19 protein-coding genes are annotated in these 21884 nt (G+C 60.7%); 10 read left to right on the top strand and 9 right to left on the bottom strand.

Going from position 1 to position 21884, the window contains the following annotated elements; all coding sequences use genetic code 11:
• Positions 1-6: 6 nt before the first annotated feature.
• The 4 genes from PSH79_RS25670 to PSH79_RS25655 all read right to left on the bottom strand — a co-directional run bounded on the left by PSH79_RS25670 (position 7) and on the right by PSH79_RS25655 (position 3660).
• The gene (locus PSH79_RS25670) at positions 7-483 is read right to left on the bottom strand and encodes a thioesterase family protein (RefSeq protein ID WP_305440222.1); all 477 of its coding nucleotides are present in this window, start codon (positions 481-483) and stop codon (positions 7-9) included.
• A gap of 113 nt (positions 484-596) precedes the next feature.
• Positions 597-1562 (bottom strand): L-carnitine dehydrogenase, encoded by a 966-nt coding sequence (locus PSH79_RS25665; RefSeq protein ID WP_305440221.1) that lies wholly within the window; start codon positions 1560-1562, stop codon positions 597-599.
• Positions 1563-1720: 158 nt separating this feature from the next.
• A complete protein-coding gene (locus PSH79_RS25660; protein ID WP_305440220.1) occupies positions 1721-2608 on the bottom strand; it encodes a 3-keto-5-aminohexanoate cleavage protein in 888 nt (295 codons plus the stop codon).
• Positions 2609-2715: 107 nt separating this feature from the next.
• On the bottom strand, positions 2716-3660 hold the full coding sequence (locus tag PSH79_RS25655; protein ID WP_305440218.1) for a choline ABC transporter substrate-binding protein: 945 nt from the start codon (positions 3658-3660) through the stop codon (positions 2716-2718).
• 192 nt (positions 3661-3852) lie between these two features.
• On the opposite strand from PSH79_RS25655, the gene PSH79_RS25650 reads away from it, so the two are divergent.
• Positions 3853-4797: a GlxA family transcriptional regulator gene (locus PSH79_RS25650; protein ID WP_305440217.1), complete on the top strand. Its 945-nt coding sequence runs from the start codon at positions 3853-3855 to the stop codon at positions 4795-4797.
• Positions 4798-4887: 90 nt separating this feature from the next.
• Here PSH79_RS25650 and PSH79_RS25645 read toward each other — a convergent pair whose 3' ends face one another.
• The gene (locus PSH79_RS25645) at positions 4888-5304 is read right to left on the bottom strand and encodes a DUF3010 family protein (RefSeq protein ID WP_305440215.1); all 417 of its coding nucleotides are present in this window, start codon (positions 5302-5304) and stop codon (positions 4888-4890) included.
• A 47-nt stretch (positions 5305-5351) separates the two neighbouring features.
• Positions 5352-5753, bottom strand: a complete 402-nt coding sequence (locus PSH79_RS25640) for a lysozyme inhibitor LprI family protein (protein WP_305440214.1) — start codon at positions 5751-5753, stop codon at positions 5352-5354.
• 234 nt (positions 5754-5987) lie between these two features.
• Here PSH79_RS25640 and PSH79_RS25635 point away from each other — a divergent pair, with 234 nt between their 5' ends.
• The 6 genes from PSH79_RS25635 to PSH79_RS25610 all read left to right on the top strand — a co-directional run bounded on the left by PSH79_RS25635 (position 5988) and on the right by PSH79_RS25610 (position 13756).
• Entirely contained in the window at positions 5988-6965 is a 978-nt protein-coding gene (locus PSH79_RS25635; protein WP_305440213.1) for a dipeptidase, read from the top strand.
• A 78-nt stretch (positions 6966-7043) separates the two neighbouring features.
• On the top strand, positions 7044-7574 hold the full coding sequence (locus PSH79_RS25630; RefSeq protein WP_008083165.1) for a DUF5943 domain-containing protein: 531 nt from the start codon (positions 7044-7046) through the stop codon (positions 7572-7574).
• Positions 7575-7589: 15 nt separating this feature from the next.
• Entirely contained in the window at positions 7590-9650 is a 2061-nt protein-coding gene (gene dgcA, locus PSH79_RS25625; protein WP_305440211.1) for a dimethylglycine demethylation protein DgcA, read from the top strand.
• Between the two features lie 155 nt (positions 9651-9805).
• On the top strand, positions 9806-11755 hold the full coding sequence (gene dgcB / locus PSH79_RS25620) for a dimethylglycine demethylation protein DgcB (RefSeq protein WP_305440210.1): 1950 nt from the start codon (positions 9806-9808) through the stop codon (positions 11753-11755).
• Complete coding sequence (locus PSH79_RS25615; protein ID WP_305440209.1) at positions 11755-12975, top strand: electron transfer flavoprotein subunit alpha/FixB family protein; 1221 nt, start codon at positions 11755-11757, stop codon at positions 12973-12975. The genes dgcB and PSH79_RS25615 overlap by 1 nt, the downstream gene beginning before the upstream one ends.
• A gap of 10 nt (positions 12976-12985) precedes the next feature.
• On the top strand, positions 12986-13756 hold the full coding sequence (locus PSH79_RS25610) for an electron transfer flavoprotein subunit beta (protein ID WP_305440207.1): 771 nt from the start codon (positions 12986-12988) through the stop codon (positions 13754-13756).
• 851 nt (positions 13757-14607) lie between these two features.
• On the opposite strand, the gene gbcA is transcribed toward PSH79_RS25610, so the two are convergent.
• On the bottom strand, positions 14608-15903 hold the full coding sequence (gene gbcA / locus PSH79_RS25605) for a glycine-betaine demethylase subunit GbcA (protein ID WP_305440206.1): 1296 nt from the start codon (positions 15901-15903) through the stop codon (positions 14608-14610).
• Positions 15904-16200: 297 nt separating this feature from the next.
• Here gbcA and gbcB point away from each other — a divergent pair, with 297 nt between their 5' ends.
• Entirely contained in the window at positions 16201-17301 is a 1101-nt protein-coding gene (gbcB, locus tag PSH79_RS25600; protein ID WP_123454143.1) for a glycine-betaine demethylase subunit GbcB, read from the top strand.
• Positions 17302-17408: 107 nt separating this feature from the next.
• Here gbcB and PSH79_RS25595 read toward each other — a convergent pair whose 3' ends face one another.
• Both PSH79_RS25595 and PSH79_RS25590 read right to left on the bottom strand, forming a co-directional pair.
• Positions 17409-18233, bottom strand: a complete 825-nt coding sequence (locus tag PSH79_RS25595; RefSeq protein WP_305440203.1) for an NAD(P)-dependent oxidoreductase — start codon at positions 18231-18233, stop codon at positions 17409-17411.
• A gap of 244 nt (positions 18234-18477) precedes the next feature.
• The gene (locus PSH79_RS25590; protein WP_305440202.1) at positions 18478-19518 is read right to left on the bottom strand and encodes a low specificity L-threonine aldolase; all 1041 of its coding nucleotides are present in this window, start codon (positions 19516-19518) and stop codon (positions 18478-18480) included.
• Between the two features lie 127 nt (positions 19519-19645).
• Between PSH79_RS25590 and PSH79_RS25585 the strand changes: the two genes are divergently transcribed.
• Positions 19646-20356 (top strand): TraX family protein, encoded by a 711-nt coding sequence (locus PSH79_RS25585; RefSeq protein WP_305440201.1) that lies wholly within the window; start codon positions 19646-19648, stop codon positions 20354-20356.
• A 274-nt stretch (positions 20357-20630) separates the two neighbouring features.
• Positions 20631-21884 (top strand): serine hydroxymethyltransferase, encoded by a 1254-nt coding sequence (gene glyA / locus PSH79_RS25580; RefSeq protein WP_305440200.1) that lies wholly within the window; start codon positions 20631-20633, stop codon positions 21882-21884.

Here is a 21884-nt window from a genome sequence, read left to right as displayed (position 1 = left end):
GGGGATTTACCGGGCGGGTGGCAGGGCGATGACGCGGCCGATGTAAGCCGGGGCGGGCAGGTCGACCTGCTCGGCGACAATGGCTTGCAAGCGGCTCAGGGTGTCGGCACTGAACGGCGCCGAGCGCGGGCCGGCGAGGTCGACGTGGAGCAGCATTTGCTCATTGCCCGCCAGTTCCTGGTCTTCTCCGGTCTTGTGCAGGCTGTGATAGAGGTGCAGGCGTTTGCTGTCGTGGCCGATGATTTGTGTGCGCACTTCGACGTCGGTGGCGAGCTTCACTTCGTGCAGGTAATTGAGGTGCAGTTCGAGGGTGAACAGTGAATTGCCGCTGGCTTCGCGGTTGTTGCTGTCCATGCCGAGACGATCCATCAGGGCGTCGGTGGCGTAGCTGAAGATCAGCAGATAGAAGGCATCGCGCAGGTGGCCGTTGTAGTCGACCCAGTCGGGGATGATGCGGGTTTGATAGGTGTTTAGGGTGGGCATGATTGGGTTCCGGCAGTGGGTTGGTCGTCAAGATCAAGAGCTACCCCCTCACCCCAGCCCTTTCCCCAGGGGGGAGAAGGCTAGGGTGAGCGCAGCGGTTTGAAGCGGACGCATCACTCGCTAAAACTCATCCCATGCTTTTCCTTGGTAGCCTTCACCGCCTCAAGCACCGCCAGCAAGCAATCATCACGATAGCGCTCCAGCGCCGAAATGCTGCGCTCGCCAAGCTGCTCACTGGTGCCATCGACGACGTCATCGATCAACTTGTCGGTCAACTCTGGCGCCGGCAGATACGTCCACGGCAACTGCAACGCCGGGCCGAATTGCGACATGAAGTGGCGCATACCGGCATCACCGCCCGCCAGTGTATAAGTCAAAAACGTACCCATGAATGACCAGCGCAAACCGGCGCCAAAACGGATCGCATCGTCGATCTCGCCTGTGGTCGCCACGCCATCGTTGACCAGGTGCAGCGCCTCGCGCCATAGCGCTTCGAGCAAACGGTCGGCGATGAAGCCTGGAACTTCCTTGCGCACATGCAGTGGGCGCATGCCGAGGGATTCGTAGACTTTCATCGCCGCTTGCACGGCCTCGGGCGCGGTGTTTTTGCCGCCGACCACTTCCACCAGTGGCAGCAGGTAAACCGGGTTGAACGGATGCCCGACCACACAGCGTTCCGGGTGGGTTGAGCTCTCGTAGAACTCGCTTGGCAACAGGCCCGAGGTGCTGGAGCCGATCAGTGCGTTGGGTTTTGCCGCCGCGCTGATTTTGCTGTGCAGTTCCAGTTTCAGTTCCAGACGTTCCGGGGCGCTTTCCTGAATGAAATCGGCATCGCGCACGCACTCCTCGATGGTCGCGACAAAGCGCAGCCGATCCTGCGAAGCGCCCGGCGCCAGGCCGTTTTTCTCCAGTGCGCCCCAGGCATTGGCTACGCGTTTACGCAGCGCCGCTTCGGCGCCGGGTGCTGGGTCCCAGGCGACTACATCCAGGCCATGGGCGAGGGCGCGAGCTACCCAACCGCTGCCGATGACACCGCTGCCCAGCGCGGCGAAGGTTTTGATTTCGGTGATAAAGCTCATAGGAATTTTCCCGTGGAAGGTAATCCCTGTAGGAGCTGCCGAAGGCTGCGATCTGTTGATCTTGATCTTGAAAAACAAAATCAAAAGATCGCAGCTTTCGGCAGCTCCTACAGGTGAAATTTGGGGGGCAGTCAGAGCCCCATTTTTTGAGCTGAGGGTTAACCGCGCTGGGTAAGGCCCATTTTCTTGCGGCCCTCCGCCGGGCTTAGCACCCGGGCACCGAGGCGGCTGAGGATCTCGGTGGCGCGTTCAACCAATTGGCCGTTGGTCGCCAGCACGCCTTTGTCCAGCCACAGGTTATCTTCCAGGCCGACCCGCACGTTGCCGCCAAGCAGCACCGCTTGCGCCGCCATCGGCATCTGCATCCGACCGATCCCGAACCCGGCCCACACCGCGTCGGCCGGCAGGTTATCGACCATGGCTTTCATGGTGGTGGTGTCCGCCGGGGCGCCCCACGGGATGCCCAGGCACAGTTGGAACAGCGGGTTGTCGAGCAGGCCTTCCTTGATCATCTGCTTGGCGAACCACAGGTGACCGGTGTCGAAAATTTCCAGTTCGGCTTTAACGCCCAACTCGGTAATGCGCTTGGCACCCGCCCGCAGTTGCGCTGGGGTCGAGACGTAAATGGTGTCGCCATCGCCGAAGTTGAGGGTGCCGCAATCGAGGGTGCAGATTTCCGGCAGCAACGCTTCGACGTGAGCCAGGCGAGTCAGCGGCCCGACCAGATCGGTATTCGGGCCGAACTCCATCGGGTTCTCGCCAGCGCCGATCTCCAGGTCGCCACCCATGCCGGCGGTGAGGTTGACGATGATGTCGACGTCCGCCTCGCGGATGCGCTCCATCACTTCGCGGTACAGCGCCACGTCACGGCTGAACTTGCCGGTTTGCGGATCGCGCACGTGGCAGTGCACGACGGTGGCACCGGCCTTGGCCGCTTCCACGGCGGCGGCTGCGATCTGTTTCGGGGTGACCGGCACGTGGGGGCTCTTGGCGGTCGTGTCGCCAGCACCGGTAAGTGCGCAGGTGATGATGACGTCGTGGTTCATGAGGCGGTTTCCTTCAGGCGTGATGGGTCTGTTCGCAGCCCTTTTCGGGGCTGCGAAGCGTGGTTCAGGCGCCTCTCCCATCTGGGAGAGGGGCTTTCAATCGAGGGTCATTTGCTGGTCAGCTGGAGATTTTCAACGGCCGGTTTGCCATCGAACGTGGTCACACCTTCGAGCCAGCGCTGTTTGTCTTGCGGGTGATCCTTGAGCCATTGCCTGGCCGACTCAAAGGCGTCCTTGTGATCGAGCAGCGGCTGCATCATCCGGCTCTCGTCTTCGGCGGTGAACGTCAGGTTCGTCAGCAGACGGCCGATGTTCGGGCACTGTTCGGCGTATTTCGGCGCGGTGACCGTCCACACGGTGGCCATGCCTTCGTTCGGGCCGAGGGCGTCGTCGCTGCCGGTGAGGTAGGTCATCTTGACGTTGACGTTCATCGGGTGCGGCGCCCAGCCGAAGAACACCACGGCCTCTTTGCGGCGCACGGCGCGATCGACGGCGGCGAGCATGCCGGCCTCGCTGGACTCGACCAACTGGAACTTGCCGAGGCCGAACTGGTTTTTGGTGATCATTGCCTTGATTTGGGTATTGGCGCCCGAACCCGGCTCGATGCCATAGATCTTGCCGCCGAGTTCTTTCTCGAATTTGGCGATGTCGGCGAACGTCTTCAGGCCCTTGTCGGCCAGATAGGTCGGCACCGCGAGGGTGGCGCGGGCGTCTTTGAGGCTCGGCGCGTCGAGGACTTTGACCTGATTGGCATCGACGAACGGAGTGATGGTCTGGGTCATCAGCGGGTTCCAGTAGCCGAGGAACAGGTCCAGACGCTGGTCGCGAATCCCGGCGAAGATGATTTGCTGGGACGCGCTGGTTTGTTTGGTGCTGTAGCCGAGGCCGTCGAGCAGCACCTGGGTCATGGCACTGGTGGCGATCACGTCGGTCCAGTTGACCACGCCCATGCGCACGTTCTGGCAAGACGCGGGTTCGGCCGCCATGACGCTGGCGCTCAAGAAAGCGGTACCGCTGAGTGCAAGAACACAGCTGCTGATCAGTCGTTTCATGTCGGGTTCCTCGGCAGGTCGTTTATTGTGAGTTCCGGCGTCTGACGCGCCGGTGATGCAAAGTTACGCAGCTGCACGCCTTTGAAAGCGCACTGCGGCGACTGGCATTTGCACTGTAGCGACCTGCGGTCTTGAATGCCGAAGACAACTGGCGTATCAACATCCCACGCTACCCGCCAACCGAGTGCGCACATGTCCCAGGATTTCTACTTTTTGCTGATGCCGGGGTTCTCCGCCATCGGCTTTATTTCCGCGATCGAACCGCTGCGCGTGGCCAACCGCTTCCGTGGCGAGTTGTATCGCTGGCATGTGTTGAGCGCTGACGGTGGGGCAGTGCTGGCGAGTAACGGCATGTCGGTCAACGCCGACGCGGCGCTGGAGCCGCTGAAGAAAGGTGCGACGTTGTTGGTGGTGGCCGGCTTCGAACCGCTGAAGTTCGCCACGCCGACGCTGGAGCATTGGCTGCGGCGGCTGGATAACGAAGGCGTGACCCTCGGCGCCATCGACACCGGCAGCTTCGTCCTCGCCGAGGCCGGCCTGCTCGACGGCCATCGCCTGACCCTGCACTGGGAAGCCATCGACGCCTTCAAGGAATCTTATCCACAGCTCAGCGTGACCCAGGAGCTGTTCGAGATCGACCGTCGGCGCATCACCTCGGCCGGCGGCACCGCTTCCATCGACTTGATGCTCGACCTGATCGCCCAGGCCCACGGCCCGCAATTGGCGATCCAGGTCAGCGAGCAGTTTGTGTTGGGGCGCATTCGTCCGCGCAAAGACCACCAACGCATGGAAGTCGCCACGCGCTACGGCATCAGCAACAAGAAGCTGGTTCATGTGATTGGCGAGATGGAGCAGCACAGCGAACCGCCGCTGACCACGCTGGCGTTGGCGGAATCGATCAAAGTGACCCGGCGCCAACTTGAGCGCTTGTTTCGGCTGCATCTGAACGACACGCCGAGCAATTTCTATCTGCGCTTAAGGCTGGAGAAGGCTCGGCAGTTGTTGCGCCAGACGGATATGAGCGTGCTTGAAGTCAGCATTGCCTGCGGCTTTGAATCACCGTCCTACTTCACCCGCAGTTACCGGGCGAAGTTCGCACGCTGTCCGCGAGAAGACCGGCGTACTGCCCAAGCTTGAAAATCAAAAGATCGCAGCCTTCGGCAGCTCCTACATGAGGTCCCCTGTAGGAGCTGCCGAAGGCTGCGATCTTTTGATCTTGCTGTTTGCTTACTTCTTCACCAGCGCTGAGCAAGCGGCCTTGTAAGCCTCATGCTGATACTTGTTCAGCGTCCCCGGCAGCTCGAAATTGTGCTTCTTGGCCTGCGCATTGATCGTCTGCGGCGACAGCAACGTCACCTCACAACCATCGAGCAGCTGAAACACGCCTTCAATCTTGAAGGTCGTCGGCCCACCGGCAAACTCGCCCTTCTTGCTGCGCTTCTTGATCGCAATCCGGTCAATCGAGTTCTCCCGCACAAACGACGCGACCTGCGCAGCGAAGCGTTTGACGTTGGCCGCTTCGTCGTCATCGTCGAGGGCGATTTTCTTGGTGCTGAGGGCGATATGACTCAGGGTCGTACCGTCGAGGGAGGCTACGGCGATGATCGCTTCGCTGCCTTTGATTTCGATGCCGCAGATGTTCATGGGTGTCCTTTGATTAGCTATAGATGTGCAGCTTACAGATCAGACACTCACTCCTGCCCAATCGACTCCAAAAACTCCGACCGTTCATCACTCATCCGCGCCACACAGTCATTCTGCGCAATCTTGAACGCCTTGCTACCTTCGGTGGCCGGGAACGCTTCCACCGCGCAATCCGCATCCCGCGTCTTCAGCCACTGCTGCTGAGCCGTCTTCAGCTTGGCGGTGATGTCGGCCAATTGCGCCGGATTCTTGCCGTACGCGGTTTGCATGCGTTCGGCGAGGCTGGCGTAGTTGTCCTTGAGCAGGTCTTCGGCGGTGGTGCGGCTGTAGGTCGAGCATTCCAGGGTCTGGACGTCGTTTTCTACCGCGTCGCACGGGTTGTTGTCGGACTCTTCGGCGGCGTGTACGCCGGTCGCAATCAGTGCCAAAGCCAGGAAGATCGATTTCATTGATGTCGCCGCTCTAATCCAGTGGTGTTTCCAGGTTGCGGGAGATTCTGGCTCAAGCTTGCGGGCTTGAACAGGTGGCCGGTCGGGTCGCTTGATGACCCTTTGTCGCGGATTGACGCTTTCGGCAATTCCCCTGTCGTTTTTGCACCCGGTCGCCCCTGCACCGAGGCATATGCTGGCCCCAAAGCGCCGGCAGACGATTCGGCGCATGAATTGCCAATAAGGGGACGCCTGATGAGCCCAGCCGAATTACACGCCGACAGCATCGTTATCGACGGTCTGATCATTGCCAAATGGAACCGCGAGCTGTTCGAAGACATGCGCAAGGGCGGTCTGACGGCGGCCAACTGCACTGTGTCGGTGTGGGAAGGCTTTCAGGCGACCGTGAACAACATCGCTGCCAGCCAGAAGCTGATCCGCGAAAACAGCGACCTGGTAATGCCCGTGCGCACCACCGCCGACATCCGCAAAGCCAAGGAGCTGGGCAAGACCGGCATCCTGTTCGGCTTCCAGAACGCCCACGCGTTTGAAGACCAGATCGGCTATGTCGAGGTGTTCAAGCAGCTTGGCGTCGGCATCGTGCAGATGTGCTACAACACCCAGAACCTGGTCGGCACCGGTTGCTACGAGCGTGACGGCGGCCTGTCGGGTTTCGGTCGCGAAATCGTCGCCGAGATGAACCGCGTCGGCGTCATGTGCGACCTGTCCCACGTCGGTTCCAAGACTTCAGAAGAAGTCATCCTCGAATCGAAAAAACCGGTCTGCTATTCCCACTGCCTGCCGTCGGGTCTTAAAGAGCACCCGCGCAACAAGTCCGATGAAGAACTCAAGTTCATTGCCGACCACGGCGGTTTTGTTGGCGTGACCATGTTTGCGCCGTTCCTCGCCAAGGGCATCGATTCGACCATCGACGACTACGCCGAAGCCATTGAGTACGTGATGAACATCGTTGGCGAAGATTCCATCGGCATCGGCACCGACTTCACCCAGGGCCATGGCCAGGATTTCTTCGAATACCTGACCCACGACAAGGGCTACGCCCGCCGTCTGACCAGCTTCGGCAAGATCATCAACCCGCTGGGCATCCGCACCGTCGGCGAATTCCCGAACCTGACCGAAACCCTGCTCAAGCGCGGCCATTCCGAGCGCGTGGTGCGCAAGATCATGGGCGAGAACTGGGTGAACGTCCTCAAGGACGTCTGGGGCGAATAAGCCGCTGCACTTCTGAATCCTTTCCTCCGGCCGTCCGCGCCGGGGGCAACAAACCAAATTTTCTGGAGTTAAGTTTCCATGGCCAAGATCGCCCCGCAATTGCCAATCGAAGTCGACAGCGAGACCGGTGTCTGGACCTCCGACGCCCTGCCGATGCTGTACGTGCCGCGCCACTTTTTCGTCAACAACCACATGGGCATCGAGGAAGTACTGGGCGCCGAAGCGTACGCCGAGATCCTCTACAAGGCCGGCTACAAATCCGCCTGGCACTGGTGTGAAAAAGAAGCTGAATGTCACGGTCTGGAAGGCGTCGCGGTGTTCGAGCACTACATGAAGCGCCTGTCGCAGCGTGGTTGGGGCCTGTTCAAGATTCAGGACATCGACCTCGACAAAGGCACCGCCAGCGTCAAGCTCGAACACTCGGCGTTCGTCTACGTCTACGGCAAGGTCGGGCGCAAGGTCGATTACATGTTCACCGGTTGGTTTGCCGGGGCCATGGATCAGATTCTTGAGGCGCGCGGCAGCAAGATTCGCACGGTTGCCGAGCAAGTCTACGGTGGCTCCGAAGAAGGCCACGACGACGGCCTGTTCACCGTCAAGCCGTTGTAAGTCGAGGAACCCGCCATGGCTTTCGAAGCAATGTTCCAGCCGATCCAGATCGGCAAACTGACCATCCGCAACCGCGTGCTCAGTACCGCGCACGCCGAGGTCTATGCGACCGACGGCGGCATGACCACCGACCGCTACGTCAAATACTACGAAGAGAAAGCCAAGGGCGGCATCGGCCTGGCGATTTGCGGCGGCTCCTCCAGCGTGGCCATCGACAGCCCGCAAGGCTGGTGGAAATCGGTCAATCTGGCAGATGACCGGATCATCCCGCACTTCCAGAATCTGGCCGACGCCATGCACAAGCATGGCGCCAAGATCATGATCCAGATTACCCACATGGGCCGTCGATCACGCTGGGACGGCGAGCACTGGCCGACCCTGCTGTCGCCGTCGGGCATCCGTGAACCGGTACACCGTGCGACGTGCAAAACCATCGAGCCAGAAGAAATCTGGCGGGTGATCGGCAACTACGCCACCGCTGCGGCGCGAGCCAAGGCCGGTGGTCTGGACGGCGTTGAACTGTCTGCCGTGCACCAGCACATGATCGACCAGTTCTGGAGCCCGCGCGTCAACAAGCGTACCGATGAATGGGGCGGCAGCTTCGAGAACCGCATGCGTTTCGGCCTGGAAGTGCTCAAGGCTGTGCGCAAGGAAGTCGGCGACGATTTCTGCGTCGGCATCCGTCTGTGCGGTGACGAGTTCCACCCGGACGGCTTGTCCCACGAAGATATGAAGCAGATCGCCAAGTATTACGACGACACCGGCATGATCGACTTCATCGGCGTGGTCGGTTCGGGTTGCGACACCCACAACACCTTGGCCAACGTTATCCCCAACATGAGTTATCCACCGGAGCCGTTCCTGCACCTGGCCGCCGGTATCAAGGAAGTGGTGAAAGCGCCGGTGCTGCACGCGCAGAACATCAAGGACCCGAACCAGGCCACGCGCATTCTGGAAGGCGGTTACGTCGACATGGTCGGCATGACCCGCGCCCATATCGCCGACCCGCACCTGATCGCCAAGATCAAGATGGGCCAGGTCGATCAGATCAAACAGTGCGTCGGCGCCAACTATTGCATCGACCGCCAGTATCAAGGGCTGGATGTGCTGTGCATCCAGAACGCCGCGACCTCCCGTGAATACATGGGCGTGCCGCACATCATCGAGAAGTCCACGGGCGTCAAACGCAAAGTGGTGGTGGTCGGTGCCGGCCCGGCCGGGATGGAAGCCGCGCGTGTGGCCGCCGAACGAGGCCACGACGTGACCCTGTTCGAGAAAAAAGAATTCATCGGCGGGCAGATCACCACTGCGTCGAAAGCACCACAGCGCGACCAGATTGCCGGTATCACTCGCTGGTTCCAGCTGGAACTGGCGCGTTTGAAAGTCGATCTGCGTCTGGGCACGGCTGCCGACGCGGCGACCATCCTCGATCTGCGTCCGGACGTCGTCGTGCTGGCGGTGGGCGGGCATCCGTTCCTTGAGCAGAACGAACACTGGGGCGCCGCCGAAGGGCTGGTGGTCAGCAGCTGGGACGTGCTCGACGGCAAAGTCGCGCCGGGCAAGAACGTGCTGGTCTACGACACCATTTGCGAGTTCACCGGGATGTCGGTTGCCGACTTCCTCGCCGACAAGGGCAGCCAGGTCGAGATCGTCACCGACGACATCAAACCGGGCGTAGCCATCGGCGGTACGTCGTTCCCGACCTACTACCGCAGCATGTACCCGAAAGAAGTGATCATGACCGGCGACATGATGCTGGAGAAGGTCTACCGCGAAGGCGACAAGCTCGTGGCGGTGCTGGAGAACGAATACACCGGCGCCAAAGAGGAGCGGGTGGTCGATCAAGTGGTGGTGGAGAACGGCGTGCGCCCGGACGAAGAGCTGTATTACGGGCTCAAGGACGGTTCGCGCAACAAGGGCCAGATCGACATCGACGCCCTGTTCGCGATCAAGCCGCAGCCCTCGCTGAGCACCACGGGTGACGGCTACTTGCTGTTCCGCATTGGCGATTGCGTGGCGCAGCGCAACACACACGCCGCGATCTACGACGCACTGCGGTTGTGCAAGGATTTCTGACGGCTTGCACCAAACCCTGTGGGAGCGAGCCTGCTCGCGAATGCAATCTGTCAGTTGACGATGATGTCGACTGACTCACCGCTTTCGCGAGCAGGCTCGCTCCCACAGTAAAGCGGATCGTGTTTCTCCAGGTTGCACTGGTGGGAGCTTCACCTATGTTGAACACCCTTCTTCCAATCCTGTTGTTCGCAGCCCTGGGCCTTGGTGTCCTCGGCGCGTTGCGGCGGGTGGCCATGTGGCGTCGGGGCCGAGCCTCGAAGGTCGACCTGATCGGCGGTCTGCTCGCCATGCCCAAGCGTTACATGGTCGACTTGCACCATGTGGTGGCGCGGGATAAATACATCGCCAACACCCACGTGGCCACGGCCGGCGGTGCGGTGGCGTCGATTGTGCTGGCGATTCTGGTGCACGGTTTCGGCCTGCATAACCGCATCCTCGGTTACGCCTTGCTGCTGATGACGGCGGTGATGTTCGTCGGTGCGATCTTCGTTTACCTGCGTCGGCGCAACCCGCCGGCACGGTTGTCGAAAGGCCCGTGGATGCGCTTGCCGAAAAGCCTGCTGGCGTTCTCGGCGTCGTTCTTTCTGGTGACCTTGCCGGTGGCCGGGATCCTCCCGGAAAACTTCGGCGGCTGGATATTGGCGGTGATTCTCGGCGTCGGTGTGCTGTGGGGTGTGTCCGAGTTGTTCTTCGGTATGACTTGGGGCGGCCCGATGAAGCACGCCTTTGCCGGTGCCCTGCACCTGGCCTGGCACCGTCGCGCTGAACGCTTTGGCGGTGGCCGTTCCACTGGTTTGAAACCGCTGGATCTGAACGATCCATCCGCGCCGCTGGGCGTGGAAAAACCCAAGGATTTCACCTGGAACCAACTGCTCGGCTTCGACGCCTGCGTGCAGTGCGGCAAGTGCGAAGCGGCGTGCCCGGCCTTCGCTGCCGGCCAGCCGCTGAACCCGAAAAAGCTGATTCAGGACATGGTCGTCGGCCTCGCTGGCGGCACCGATGCCAACTTCGCCGGTAGCCCGTATCCTGGCAAACCCATCGGCGAGCATTCCGGCAATCCGCATCAACCAATCGTCAACGGTCTGGTCGATGCTGAAACCCTGTGGTCATGCACCACGTGCCGCGCCTGCGTCGAGGAGTGCCCGATGATGATCGAGCACGTCGACGCCATCGTCGACATGCGCCGTCACCTCACGCTGGAAAAAGGCGCGACGCCGAACAAGGGCGCCGAAGTCCTGGAAAACCTCATCGCCACCGACAACCCCGGCGGTTTCGCTCCGGGCGGGCGGATGAACTGGGCGGCGGATCTGAACCTCAATCTGCTCAGCGAGAAGAAATCCACCGACGTGCTGTTCTGGGTCGGTGACGGCGCTTTTGACATGCGCAACCAGCGCACCTTGCGGGCGTTCGTCAAAGTGCTGAAAGCAGCCAAAATCGATTTCGCGGTGTTGGGCCTGGAAGAGCGCGACAGCGGTGACGTGGCCCGTCGTCTGGGCGACGAAGCCACCTTCCAGTTGCTCGCCAAACGCAACATCCAGACCTTGGCCAAATACAGCTTCAACCGCATCGTCACCTGCGATCCGCACAGTTTCCATGTGCTGAAAAATGAATACGGCGCCTTCGATGGCAACTACCTGGTGCAGCATCACAGCACTTACATGGCGGAAATCATCCAGGCCGGCGCGCTCAACCTCGGTCAGCACAAAGGCAACAGCGTGACCTATCACGACCCGTGCTACCTCGGCCGCTACAACGGCGAGTACGAAGCACCGCGTGAAGTGCTGCGTGCGCTGGGTATCGAAGTGAAAGAGATGCAACGTTCGGGCTTCCGTTCGCGCTGCTGCGGCGGCGGTGGCGGCGCACCGATCACCGACATTCCGGGCAAACAGCGGATTCCCGACATGCGCATGGACGACATCCGCGAGACCGGTGCCGAGCTGGTGGCCGTGGGTTGTCCGCAGTGCACGGCGATGCTCGAAGGCGTGGTCGAACCGCGTCCGCTGATCAAGGACATCGCCGAACTGGTGGCCGACGCGCTGCTCGAAGACGCCGCGCCAAGCAAGCCGACCACGCCGGCCAAACGTGAACCCGCGGAGGCCCACTGATGAGCGACATTATCCGCCGCGACCCGCGCGCCGAATGGATCGCACGCAACCGTCTGCACCCGCTGCACGCGGCCATGCAACCGGCGCAGCACAGCTGGATGGGTCCTAACGGGGTCATCCGCAAGAATCTGCATGGCATTGGTTTTATCGGCCCCAACGGCATCAAACGGATCGACCGCAGCGGCGCGCAGCAGGGCGGGGCGGTCAAACGCTCGGCCACGGTTGAAGTGCAATTGCCGCTGCATCAAGTGCCGGCCCCGGCGTTCTACATCAGCGTGGTGCCGGACATGGTCGGCGGCCGCCTGAGCAGCCACGACCGCGATTTGCTCGGCCTCGCCCATCAACTTGCCGGCAAGGACGGCGCGGTGTTGGCCGTGGTCTTCGGCGAGCACAAGGAAAACGCCTTCGCCACCGCAGGCGTCGATCGCTTGCTGGTGCTGGAGGGCGAAGAATTCAGCGGTTATGCACCGGAGCAACGCGTGCAAGGTTTGCGCGCTGTGGATAACCAGTTCAACCCGCGTCACTGGCTGCTGCCGGACAGCCGCAGCGGTGGCGGTGAACTGGGTCGACGCTTTGCTGCGGCGTTGGGCGAACGCCCGGCCACGCGGGTTTGGCAGGTCAAGGATCAGGAGTGCATCGGCCGCGCCGGTGCGGGCCTGCAAGACCTCGCGCGTCCCGTTGCCCGCTTGATCCTGGCCTCGGCGGAGTGTGCCGAGCCGGTCAGTGAAACCCGTCACGAAGCGCTGGCCGTGGAGTTATCCACAAGTGTCGCGCGCAGTCTGTCGCGCATTGAAGATCTCGGCGCGGTGGCAGTCGATCCGGCAGCGATTCCGATGGCCGAGGCCGAATTCATTTTCTCCGGCGGCAACGGGGTCAAGGACTGGGCGCTGTTCCACCACACCGCGGCCGCATTGGGCGCCACCGAAGGTGCCTCGCGAGTGGCGGTGGACGACGGCTTCATGGCTCGCGACCGGCAGGTCGGCGCGTCCGGCACCTGGGTCACCGCGCGGGTGTATGTTGCCGTGGGGATTTCCGGGGCGATCCAGCATCTGCAAGGCATTGGTGCCTGCGACAAGGTGGTGGCGATCAACCTTGATCCGGGTTGCGACATGATCAAACGCGCCGACCTGTCGGTGATTGGCGAGAGCGCGGAGATTCTTCAGGCCTTGATCGCGGCGGTAGAGGCTTACCGCAACGACGCCAAGCGCGATGCGGCTTAAGGACATGACCATGACGACGAATGTAATTAGCTTGGTATCCATCGGCGCCCATCCGACATCTGGTCGGCCACGCCGCGCGGAGCAGGATGCGCGGGCGGTGGAACTGGGTTTGCAACTGGCTGGGGATAACCTGCAAGTGCTGCATGCCGGAGATGTTGCCGAACCCGCATTGCGTGCCTATCTGGGCATGGGGCTGGAGCAGATGCATGTGCTGGAGCAACCGGCGGGCGCCGATGCATTGCCGGCGCTGACCGCGTATCTACGTGATGCCGGTGCGCAGGTCGTGCTGACCGGTAGCCAGGCTGAAACCGGGGAAGGCTCGGGGATGCTGCCGTTTCTGCTGGCCGAAGGCCTGGGCTGGCCGCTGGTGGTGGGGTTGGCGCAGGTCGAGTCGATCAATGACGGTTCGGCGCTGGTGCTGCAAGCGCTACCGCGTGGCCAGCGGCGTCGGTTGAAGGTGAAGTTGCCGTTTCTGGCTACTGTGGATAACGCAGCACCGAAGCCGAGACAGAGTGCGTATGGGCCTGCGCGTCGCGGTGTGTTGAATGCTGAAGATGTGCAAGTGCTGGACGATGAGTTGCTGGCAGTCGCCACGCTGCAGCCGGCCAAGCCTCGGCCGAAACGCTTGAAAGTGATCAAGGCCAAGAGTGGCGCTGATCGGATGAAAGCGGCTACGGCCAAGGCCAGTGGCGGTGGGGGGCAAGTACTCAAAGGCGTCACGGCGCAAGCCGGCGCCGAAGCCATCCTTAAACTGCTGATCGAAGAAGGCGTTGTCCGCTGACACCTTCTTCCAGGCCTGAGCAATCCCTGTGGGAGCGAGCCTGCTCGCGAAGGCGGACTGTCAATTGATACATGTGTCGACTGATCTAACGTCTTCGCGAGCAGGCTCGCTCCCACATTGGAATTCACTCACAGCCAGTTTGTGTTGTTTACCCACAATCCCTGTTGGCCAATCTGTGGATAACGTGTTCGCCCATCCCTGTACCCCGCGCCAATCAAGCCCTCCAGGCCTAAGATCAAAAAACAACCAGCCTAACTGACGGTTTTTCCTGGCTTTTCTATCGGGATAACTGCAGAAGTTGCCCCCAATCTCTGTTGGCGCTTCTGTGGATAAGATGTTCGCTATCCCCTGAAGGCCTTATAAAACACGGCTTGGAAGGCTTTGATTAAAAAACGATCAAATCAACAAATATCAACGTGACGACTCTCTGGAAAGCCCGGTTTTTCATAGTCGCAGACGCTTTTCCACAGCGCCTGCAAAGTTACCCCCGAAGTCTGTTGGTGCTTCTGTGGATAACGTGTTCGCCATCCTCTACAGGTCTTTAAATACGTGGCTTATAGAGAGTTGAACAAAAAACGTACAATCCATATCGCAAACCCGCCTTCTGGATAAGTCACGTTTTTTCTTCACTTATTCACCGCTATTTTTCCAACTCATCCACAGTTGTCCCCAATTGCTGTGGGTGGCTATGTGGATAACTTGTTTGCCAAACCCCGCAAGCACCGCCGGCTATGGTCAAAACAGCAATTGATCAGATTTCATCCAAAAAAAATCGCAGCCTGCGGTAGCGCTACAAGGGAAATGTATTCCACAGGTAGAAACTGCCGCAGGCTGCGATCTTTTGGCTTTGTTTAGCCCTGAACAGGCACACCTTTGAGGTAAGGCGCAGGCTCTGCGCCCAGGTTGTTCAGCATGCGCTCGCTGTACCAATCCACAAAGTTGACCACGCCAAACTCATAAGTCTTCGAGTACGGCCCAGGCTGATATGCGGTGGAGTTGATCCCGCGCTGGTTCTCTTCCGCCAGACGCCGGTCCTGATCGTTGGTCGCGTCCCACACCTGGCGCATGCGCTCGACGTCGTAATCAACGCCTTCCACGGCATCCTTGTGCACCAGCCATTTGGTGGTGACCATGGTTTCCTGGGCGCTGATCGGCCACACGGTGAAGACGATGATGTGATCGCCCATGCAGTGGTTCCACGAGTGCGGCAGGTGCAGGATGCGCATCGAACCCAGATCCGGGTTTTTGATCCGGCCCATCAGTTTCGCGCAGCCCTGTTTGCCGTCGAGGGTCATCGACACGGTGCCCTTGAGTAGCGGCATGCGCACAATGCGGTTGCGCAGGCCAAAACTGGCGTGGGCGTAAGGAATCTTCTCGGCTTCCCACGCTGCGGCGGAGGCGGCGACGTGGTCCTTGAACGCCTGATCGGCGCGGGGGTCGGTGACGTCGTCCCACTCCAGCAGGGTTTTCAACAGTTCCGGGTGCGACGCGTTGCAGTGGTAGCACTCGCGGTTGTTTTCCAACACCAGTTTCCAGTTGGCCTTTTCCATCAAGGTGGTGGTGATCGCCACCTTGGTGTTCTCCATGTCGTACGGTTCCATGTAATGGTTCAGCGTCGACAGGAAGTCATCGATGGCCGGCGGGTTCTCCGCCAGGCTGATAAAGATGTAGCCGCCGGCGGTCTTCACGTTCACCGGCTTGAGGCCGTACTGGTTCATGTCGAAGTCGGCACCCATCTCGGTGCCGGCGAACAGCAGGCGGCCGTCCAGCTCGTACGTCCACTGGTGGTAGTGGCAGACCAGTTTGGCGACCTTGCCCTTGTCGCTGGTGCACAGGCGCGAGCCACGGTGGCGGCAGACGTTGTGGAACGCATGGACGACACCGTCGGCGCCACGAATGACGATGATCGGATTTTTGCCGATCTGCAGGGTGATGTAGTTGCCCTTGGTCGGGATCTCGCAGGTCATGCCGGCGATCAACCACTCTTTCTGGAAGATCTCCTGCATGTCGATATCGAACAGCCGCTCGTCACTGTAGAACGGTTGTGGCAGCGAGAAGGTGCGCTCGCGCTCCTGGAGCATTTGGGCGGTGGCCTTGCGTGCGGGTTCCAGCGGATCGCCCAGGCTGATTTTTGCGGTGACGTCCATCGATGTGATCCTCATGGCCATCTGCGTGGCCGGCGAAAAGTGGCTGATCAGGTGTGCTGCTAACGGTTGCTACGCAAGGTGTAAAGAATCTGTCTTGGTGTTGGGGCGAGTGTGGGGCCGGCGCAGGGCGGAACCTTATCCATGGGCGACATGGTGCAATCTGTTCCCGACGCGCAACCCCCGGTGGTTGGGGGCTGGTCGCGATAAGTATGCCGATGTCGCGGATAGGTAAACGGACGGTTCACGCTATACGCAGAATCGCCGACATGAGGCCGACAGTCGGCCGTGGAGAACAGCATGTCCAACAGCTTCCTGAATCCGGTCACCACCCAGACCTGGGCCAATGGCCGACACATCGTCCGTTGCGTCAAAGTCATCCAGGAAACCTGGGACGTGCGCACCTTCTGCTTTATGGCCGATCAGCCGATCCTGTTCTTCTTCAAGCCCGGGCAATTCGTCACCCTGGAGCTGGAAATCGAAGGCCAGCCGATCATGCGCTCGTACACGATTTCCAGCTCGCCGTCGGTGCCGTACAGCTTTTCGGTGACCATCAAACGCGTGCCGGGCGGCAAGGTGTCCAACTGGTTGCACGACACCCTGCATGAAGGTCAGGAGCTGGCAGTGCACGGGCCGGTCGGGCTGTTCAATGCCATCGACTTCCCGAGCCCGAAAGTCCTCTACCTCAGCGGCGGCGTGGGGATTACCCCGTGCATGTCGATGGCGCGCTGGTTCTACGACACCAACGCCAATGTCGACATGACGTTTATCCACAGCGCCCGCTCGCCGAAAGACATCATTTACCACCGCGAGCTGGAACACATGGCGTCGCGGATCGACAACTTCAGCCTGCACCTGATCTGCGAAAAGCACGGCCTGGGTGAGCCGTGGGCCGGGTATCGCGGTTATCTGAACCACAAGATGCTGGAACTGATGGTTCCGGACTTCCTTGAGCGCGAAGTGTTCTGCTGCGGCCCGACCCCGTATATGAATGCGGTCAAGCGCCTGCTGGAAGTGGCCGGTTACGACATGTCGCGTTACCACGAAGAATCCTTCGGCGCCACGCCGCCCGAGGCTCGCGCCGATGCCGTTGAGCAAGCCGAACAGGCGGCCGACGCACCGGAAATCGATGCGGCGGATCTGCATCAGGTGGAATTCACTGCGTCCGGCAAGAGCATTCGTGTGGCACCGGGCGAGACCGTGCATGCGGCGGCGGCCAAGCTTGGGCTGATGATTCCGAAAGCCTGTGGCATGGGGATTTGCGGGACATGCAAGGTGATGAAGCTGGGGGGCGAGGTGGAGATGGAGCACAACGGCGGGATTACCGAGGACGACGAGGCGGAAGGGTTTATCTTGTCGTGCTGCAGTGTGCCGAAGGGCGATGTCAGAATCGAATTCTGACGAGATCCCCCTGTAGGAGCTGCCGGAGGCTGCGATCTTTTGATCTTGATCTTAAAAACAAGATCAAAAGATCGCAGCCTCCGGCAGCTCCTACAGAGGTGGGTATTTCAATCCACAAACAGGTCGGGCATCAGGGTTGCGTCGCTGTCCGGCTCGAAGCGGTAATGATCGAATTCAGTCTCGCCGCTCTCGCGCAAAATCTCCTCATCGATCAGCAACCGCCCAGTCATCTGCCGCCCGCTGCTACGCAAAATCACATGCGCCGCATCCGCCATGATCTCGGGCGTGCGCGCATGCTTGAACGACTCACGATTGCCCAACTGAAACTCGATGGCTGCCGTGGCAATCATCGTCTGCGGCCACAGCGAATTGACGCTGATGCCGTAATTGGCGAATTCCTCGCTCATCCCCAGCGTCAACATGCTCATGCCGTACTTGGTCACGGTGTAAGGGCTGTACTGAGCGAACCACTTGGTCGCCAGATTCAGTGGTGGTGACAGATTGAGAATGTGCCCGGCGGACTTTTTCAGATAGGGCAGGGCGGCCTGGCTGCACAGCAGCACCGCGCGGGTGTTGATCTGGTGCATCAGGTCGAAACGCTTGAGTTCGATGTGCTGCACACCGGTCAGCTTGATCGCCCCGGCGTTGTTCACCAGCGCATCGATGCCGCCGAAGTGCTCGTTGGCCTGCGCCAGCGCCTGGCGTACCGCCTCTTCATCACGCACATCCAGTTGCAGCGCCAAGGCCTTGCCGCCGGCGGCTTCGACTTCCTGCGCGACGCTGTGGATGGTGCCGGGCAACTTGGGATGCGGTTCGGCGCTTTTCGCCGCGATGACGATATTGGCCCCGTCCCTGGCGGCGCGCAGCGCAATCTCACGGCCGATGCCACGGCTGGCGCCGGTGATGAACAGGGTTTTGCCTTGTAACGACATGCCGATGCTCCTGCTTGTTGTTAGGTGAGCGGAGGCTCGACAAACAATGTAGACCAAGAGGCAAACGCGGTAGGTGGGGGGTAACTTTGTGGCGAGGGGATTTATCCCCGATGGCTTGCTTAGCAGGCCCAATGTCTGAATCCAGTCTCTGTCAGACAGAAACTCAATGGCAGGTTTTGGGGCTGCTGCGCAGCCCATCGGGGATAAATCCCCTCACCACAGGGGACCTTATCGGCTCAAGGGATCAGTTGGACATGACTTCGCGGATATCGCGCGCCAGTTCGCGCACGCGTTCTTCTTCGGTATCCCACGAACACATGAAGCGGGCGCCGCCCTTGCCGATGAAGGTATAGAAGCGCCAGTTTTTCGCAGTCAGGGCTGCGATGGCGGGCTCGGAGAGTTGCAGGAACACGCCGTTGGCCTGCACCGGGAACATCAGCTCGACGCCCGGAATGTCGCTGACCAGCTCCGCCAGCAACTGCGCGCAGTGGTTGGCGTGGCGGGCGTATTTGAGCCAGGCGTCGTTTTCGAGAATGCCGACCCACGGCGCCGACAGAAAGCGCATTTTCGACGCCAGTTGCCCGGCCTGTTTGCAGCGGTAGTCGAAGTCTTCAGCCAGTTTGTGGTTGAAGAACAGGATCGCTTCACCCACCGCCATGCCGTTTTTCGTACCGCCGAAGCACAGCACGTCAACGCCGGCCTTCCAGGTCAGGTCGGCCGGCGAGCAGCCGAGGAAGGCGCAGGCGTTGGAGAAACGCGCGCCGTCCATGTGCAGGTGCAGGCCCAGTTCCTTGCAGGTGGCGCTGATGGCGCGGACTTCTTCCGGGGTGTAGACGCTGCCGACTTCGGTGGCTTGGGTCAGCGTGACCACACGCGGTTTCGGGTAGTGAATGTCCTGGCGCTTGAGCGCGACTTCGCGGATCGATTCCGGTGTGATCTTGCCGTTTTCGGTACGGGCGATCAGCAGTTTCGAGCCGTTGGAGAAGAATTCCGGCGCGCCGCATTCGTCGGTTTCGACGTGGGCGGTTTCCGAGCAGATCACGCTGTGGTAACTCTGGCACAGCGACGACAGCGCCAGCGAGTTGGCGGCGGTGCCGTTGAAGGCGAAGAACACTTCGCAGTCGGTTTCGAACAGGTTGCGGAAATGATCAGCGGCGCGCGCTGTCCATTCATCGTCGCCATAAGCGCGTTGGTGGCCGTGGTTGGCCTGTTCCATGGCAGCCCAGGCTTCAGGGCAGATGCCGGAGTAGTTGTCGCTGGCGAATTGTTGGCTCTTGTCGGTCATGGCCGGCTTCCGTGGTCGAGGCGCTTGTGGCGACTCGTTGGTCAATGATGGTGCGCACTTTACCGAAGATCATCCGGGGAGCACACGGGATGTCGCTGGCAGAACTCTACAAGGACACGGGCCGATTATGCACCTGAGAAAACGTGACGGCGCGCTGGATGTGCTGAAGTGGCTGGCGCTGCTGAGTATGGTGCTCGATCATCTGCGATATGTCGGGATCAGCGCCGATTGGCTTTACGTGCCAGGGCGGTTGGCGTTTCCGTGGTTCTGTCTGGCGATGGCGGCGAATCTTGCCCGGGATGGCGTGCGCCAGACTGAGTGGCGCTATTTGGGGTGGTTGCTGTTGTTCAGCGCCGTCAGCGAAATTCCCTATCGCTTGTACATTCCTGATCCCGACACCTTCAACGTGATGCCCACGCTGGCGCTGGGTTTGCTGGTGGCGCGGGGTTGGCAGGATAAAGCGCGGGTTTCGCGACTGCTCGGCGCAGCGAGCCTGCTGCTGGCAGCGCTGTTCTCGGAGCGACTGATGTTTGGTGTTTTCGGCGTGTTGCTGCCGTTGGCGATGCTGCTGGTGATTCGTCGTCAGTGGTATTTCGGGCTGTTGCCGGGACTGGTGTGTCTGGCGGCGAATCAGTGGCGGGTGTTGTTTGACTCTGCAATGTTCGGCAACGAGCTGGCGGTCTTCGGTCTTATCACCTGTCTGATTGCGCCATGGCTGGGGATGTTCCTGTTGCGACATGCGCGACATCTCCAGCCGCCGCCAATGCGGCGCTGGGCCTACGTCCTCTATCCCGCACATTTTTTCCTGCTAATACTTGTCCGCCAAGTCGCCGCCTAACCCTGTGGGAGCTGGCTTGCCAGCGATAGCGGTGGGTCAGCCGCCATCAATGCCAGATGTGCCACCGCCATCGCTGGCAAGCCAGCTCCCACAGAGTTCTCCAGTGTTTTCGAGATCGAGTCTGGCAAGGGCTTTTCCTGCCATGTCGTAAACGCACCTTTGCGTGGCGTCCGTAGGCATTTGAGCTGTCTGCGCCGGTCATACCATCGCATCAAAGGGCACGCAGGTGCCTGACCGAGACGAATGGCGCACCGCCGCCGCTGGGAGAGACGCGATGTTCAGCAAGCAAGACCAGATCCAGGGTTACGACGATGCACTGCTGGCGGCGATGAATGCCGAGGAGCAACGTCAGGAAGATCACATCGAGCTGATCGCGTCGGAGAACTACACCAGCAAACGCGTGATGCAAGCGCAGGGCAGCGGCCTCACCAACAAATACGCCGAAGGCTATCCGGGCAAGCGCTACTACGGTGGTTGCGAACATGTGGATAAAGTCGAAGCGCTGACCATCGAACGTGCCAAGCAACTGTTCGGCGCCGATTACGCCAACGTCCAGCCACACTCCGGTTCTTCGGCCAACAGCGCCGTGTACCTGGCGCTGATCCAGCCGGGCGACACCATCCTCGGCATGAGCCTGGCCCACGGCGGTCACCTGACCCACGGCGCCAAAGTGTCGTCCTCGGGCAAGCTCTACAACGCCGTGCAGTACGGGATCAACACCGACACCGGGCTGATCGATTACGACGAAGTCGAGCGTCTGGCCGTTGAATCCAAGCCGAAAATGATCGTCGCCGGTTTCTCCGCTTACTCGAAGACTCTGGATTTCCCGCGCTTCCGTAAGATCGCTGACAAAGTCGGCGCGCTGCTGTTTGTCGACATGGCTCACGTCGCCGGTCTGGTCGCTGCCGGCCTGTATCCGAACCCGCTGCCGTACGCCGACGTGGTCACCACCACTACGCACAAAACCCTGCGCGGCCCACGTGGCGGTCTGATCCTGGCCAAGTCCAACGAAGAGATCGAGAAAAAGCTCAACGCTGCGGTGTTCCCTGGCGCCCAGGGCGGCCCGCTGATGCACGTCATCGCCGGTAAAGCGGTGTGCTTCAAAGAAGCGCTGGAGCCTGGCTTCAAGGCTTATCAGCAACAAGTGATCGACAACGCCCAAGCCATGGCGAGCGTATTTATCAAACGTGGCTACGATGTAGTGTCCGGCGGCACCGACAACCACTTGTTCCTGGTCAGCCTGATCCGTCAGGGCCTGACCGGCAAAGACGCCGACGCCGCCCTCGGCCGCGCGCACATCACCGTCAACAAGAACGCCGTGCCGAACGACCCGCAGTCGCCGTTTGTCACTTCCGGCCTGCGCATCGGCACCCCGGCGGTGACCACGCGTGGCTTCAAAGTGACCCAATGCGTGACGCTGGCCGGCTGGATCTGCGACATCCTCGACAACCTCGGCGATGCCGACGTCGAGGCCAATGTTGCCCAGCAGGTCTCGGCCCTGTGCGCAGACTTCCCGGTTTATCGCTGA

Source organism: Pseudomonas sp. FP2196, assembly GCF_030687715.1.
Classification (GTDB): Bacteria; Pseudomonadota; Gammaproteobacteria; order Pseudomonadales; family Pseudomonadaceae; genus Aquipseudomonas.
The sequence above is the reverse complement of the archived record's forward strand: the minus strand, read 5'-3'. Positions and strand labels throughout refer to the sequence as shown.

Coding starts and splice junctions, on each gene's coding strand:
- PSH79_RS25595 (WP_305440203.1), bottom strand. CDS start 18,233: ATGTCGTTACAAGGCAAAACCCTGTTCATCACCGGCGCCAGCCGTGGC.
- PSH79_RS25660 (WP_305440220.1), bottom strand. CDS start 2,608: ATGAACCACGACGTCATCATCACCTGCGCACTTACCGGTGCTGGCGAC.
- PSH79_RS25665 (WP_305440221.1), bottom strand. CDS start 1,562: ATGAGCTTTATCACCGAAATCAAAACCTTCGCCGCGCTGGGCAGCGGT.
- dgcB (WP_305440210.1), top strand. CDS start 9,806: ATGTTGAACACCCTTCTTCCAATCCTGTTGTTCGCAGCCCTGGGCCTT.
- PSH79_RS25650 (WP_305440217.1), top strand. CDS start 3,853: ATGTCCCAGGATTTCTACTTTTTGCTGATGCCGGGGTTCTCCGCCATC.
- PSH79_RS25630 (WP_008083165.1), top strand. CDS start 7,044: ATGGCCAAGATCGCCCCGCAATTGCCAATCGAAGTCGACAGCGAGACC.
- PSH79_RS25590 (WP_305440202.1), bottom strand. CDS start 19,518: ATGACCGACAAGAGCCAACAATTCGCCAGCGACAACTACTCCGGCATC.
- PSH79_RS25610 (WP_305440207.1), top strand. CDS start 12,986: ATGACGACGAATGTAATTAGCTTGGTATCCATCGGCGCCCATCCGACA.
- PSH79_RS25645 (WP_305440215.1), bottom strand. CDS start 5,304: ATGAACATCTGCGGCATCGAAATCAAAGGCAGCGAAGCGATCATCGCC.
- PSH79_RS25585 (WP_305440201.1), top strand. CDS start 19,646: ATGCACCTGAGAAAACGTGACGGCGCGCTGGATGTGCTGAAGTGGCTG.
- gbcB (WP_123454143.1), top strand. CDS start 16,201: ATGTCCAACAGCTTCCTGAATCCGGTCACCACCCAGACCTGGGCCAAT.
- PSH79_RS25635 (WP_305440213.1), top strand. CDS start 5,988: ATGAGCCCAGCCGAATTACACGCCGACAGCATCGTTATCGACGGTCTG.
- gbcA (WP_305440206.1), bottom strand. CDS start 15,903: ATGGACGTCACCGCAAAAATCAGCCTGGGCGATCCGCTGGAACCCGCA.
- PSH79_RS25615 (WP_305440209.1), top strand. CDS start 11,755: ATGAGCGACATTATCCGCCGCGACCCGCGCGCCGAATGGATCGCACGC.
- glyA (WP_305440200.1), top strand. CDS start 20,631: ATGTTCAGCAAGCAAGACCAGATCCAGGGTTACGACGATGCACTGCTG.
- PSH79_RS25640 (WP_305440214.1), bottom strand. CDS start 5,753: ATGAAATCGATCTTCCTGGCTTTGGCACTGATTGCGACCGGCGTACAC.
- PSH79_RS25670 (WP_305440222.1), bottom strand. CDS start 483: ATGCCCACCCTAAACACCTATCAAACCCGCATCATCCCCGACTGGGTC.
- PSH79_RS25655 (WP_305440218.1), bottom strand. CDS start 3,660: ATGAAACGACTGATCAGCAGCTGTGTTCTTGCACTCAGCGGTACCGCT.
- dgcA (WP_305440211.1), top strand. CDS start 7,590: ATGGCTTTCGAAGCAATGTTCCAGCCGATCCAGATCGGCAAACTGACC.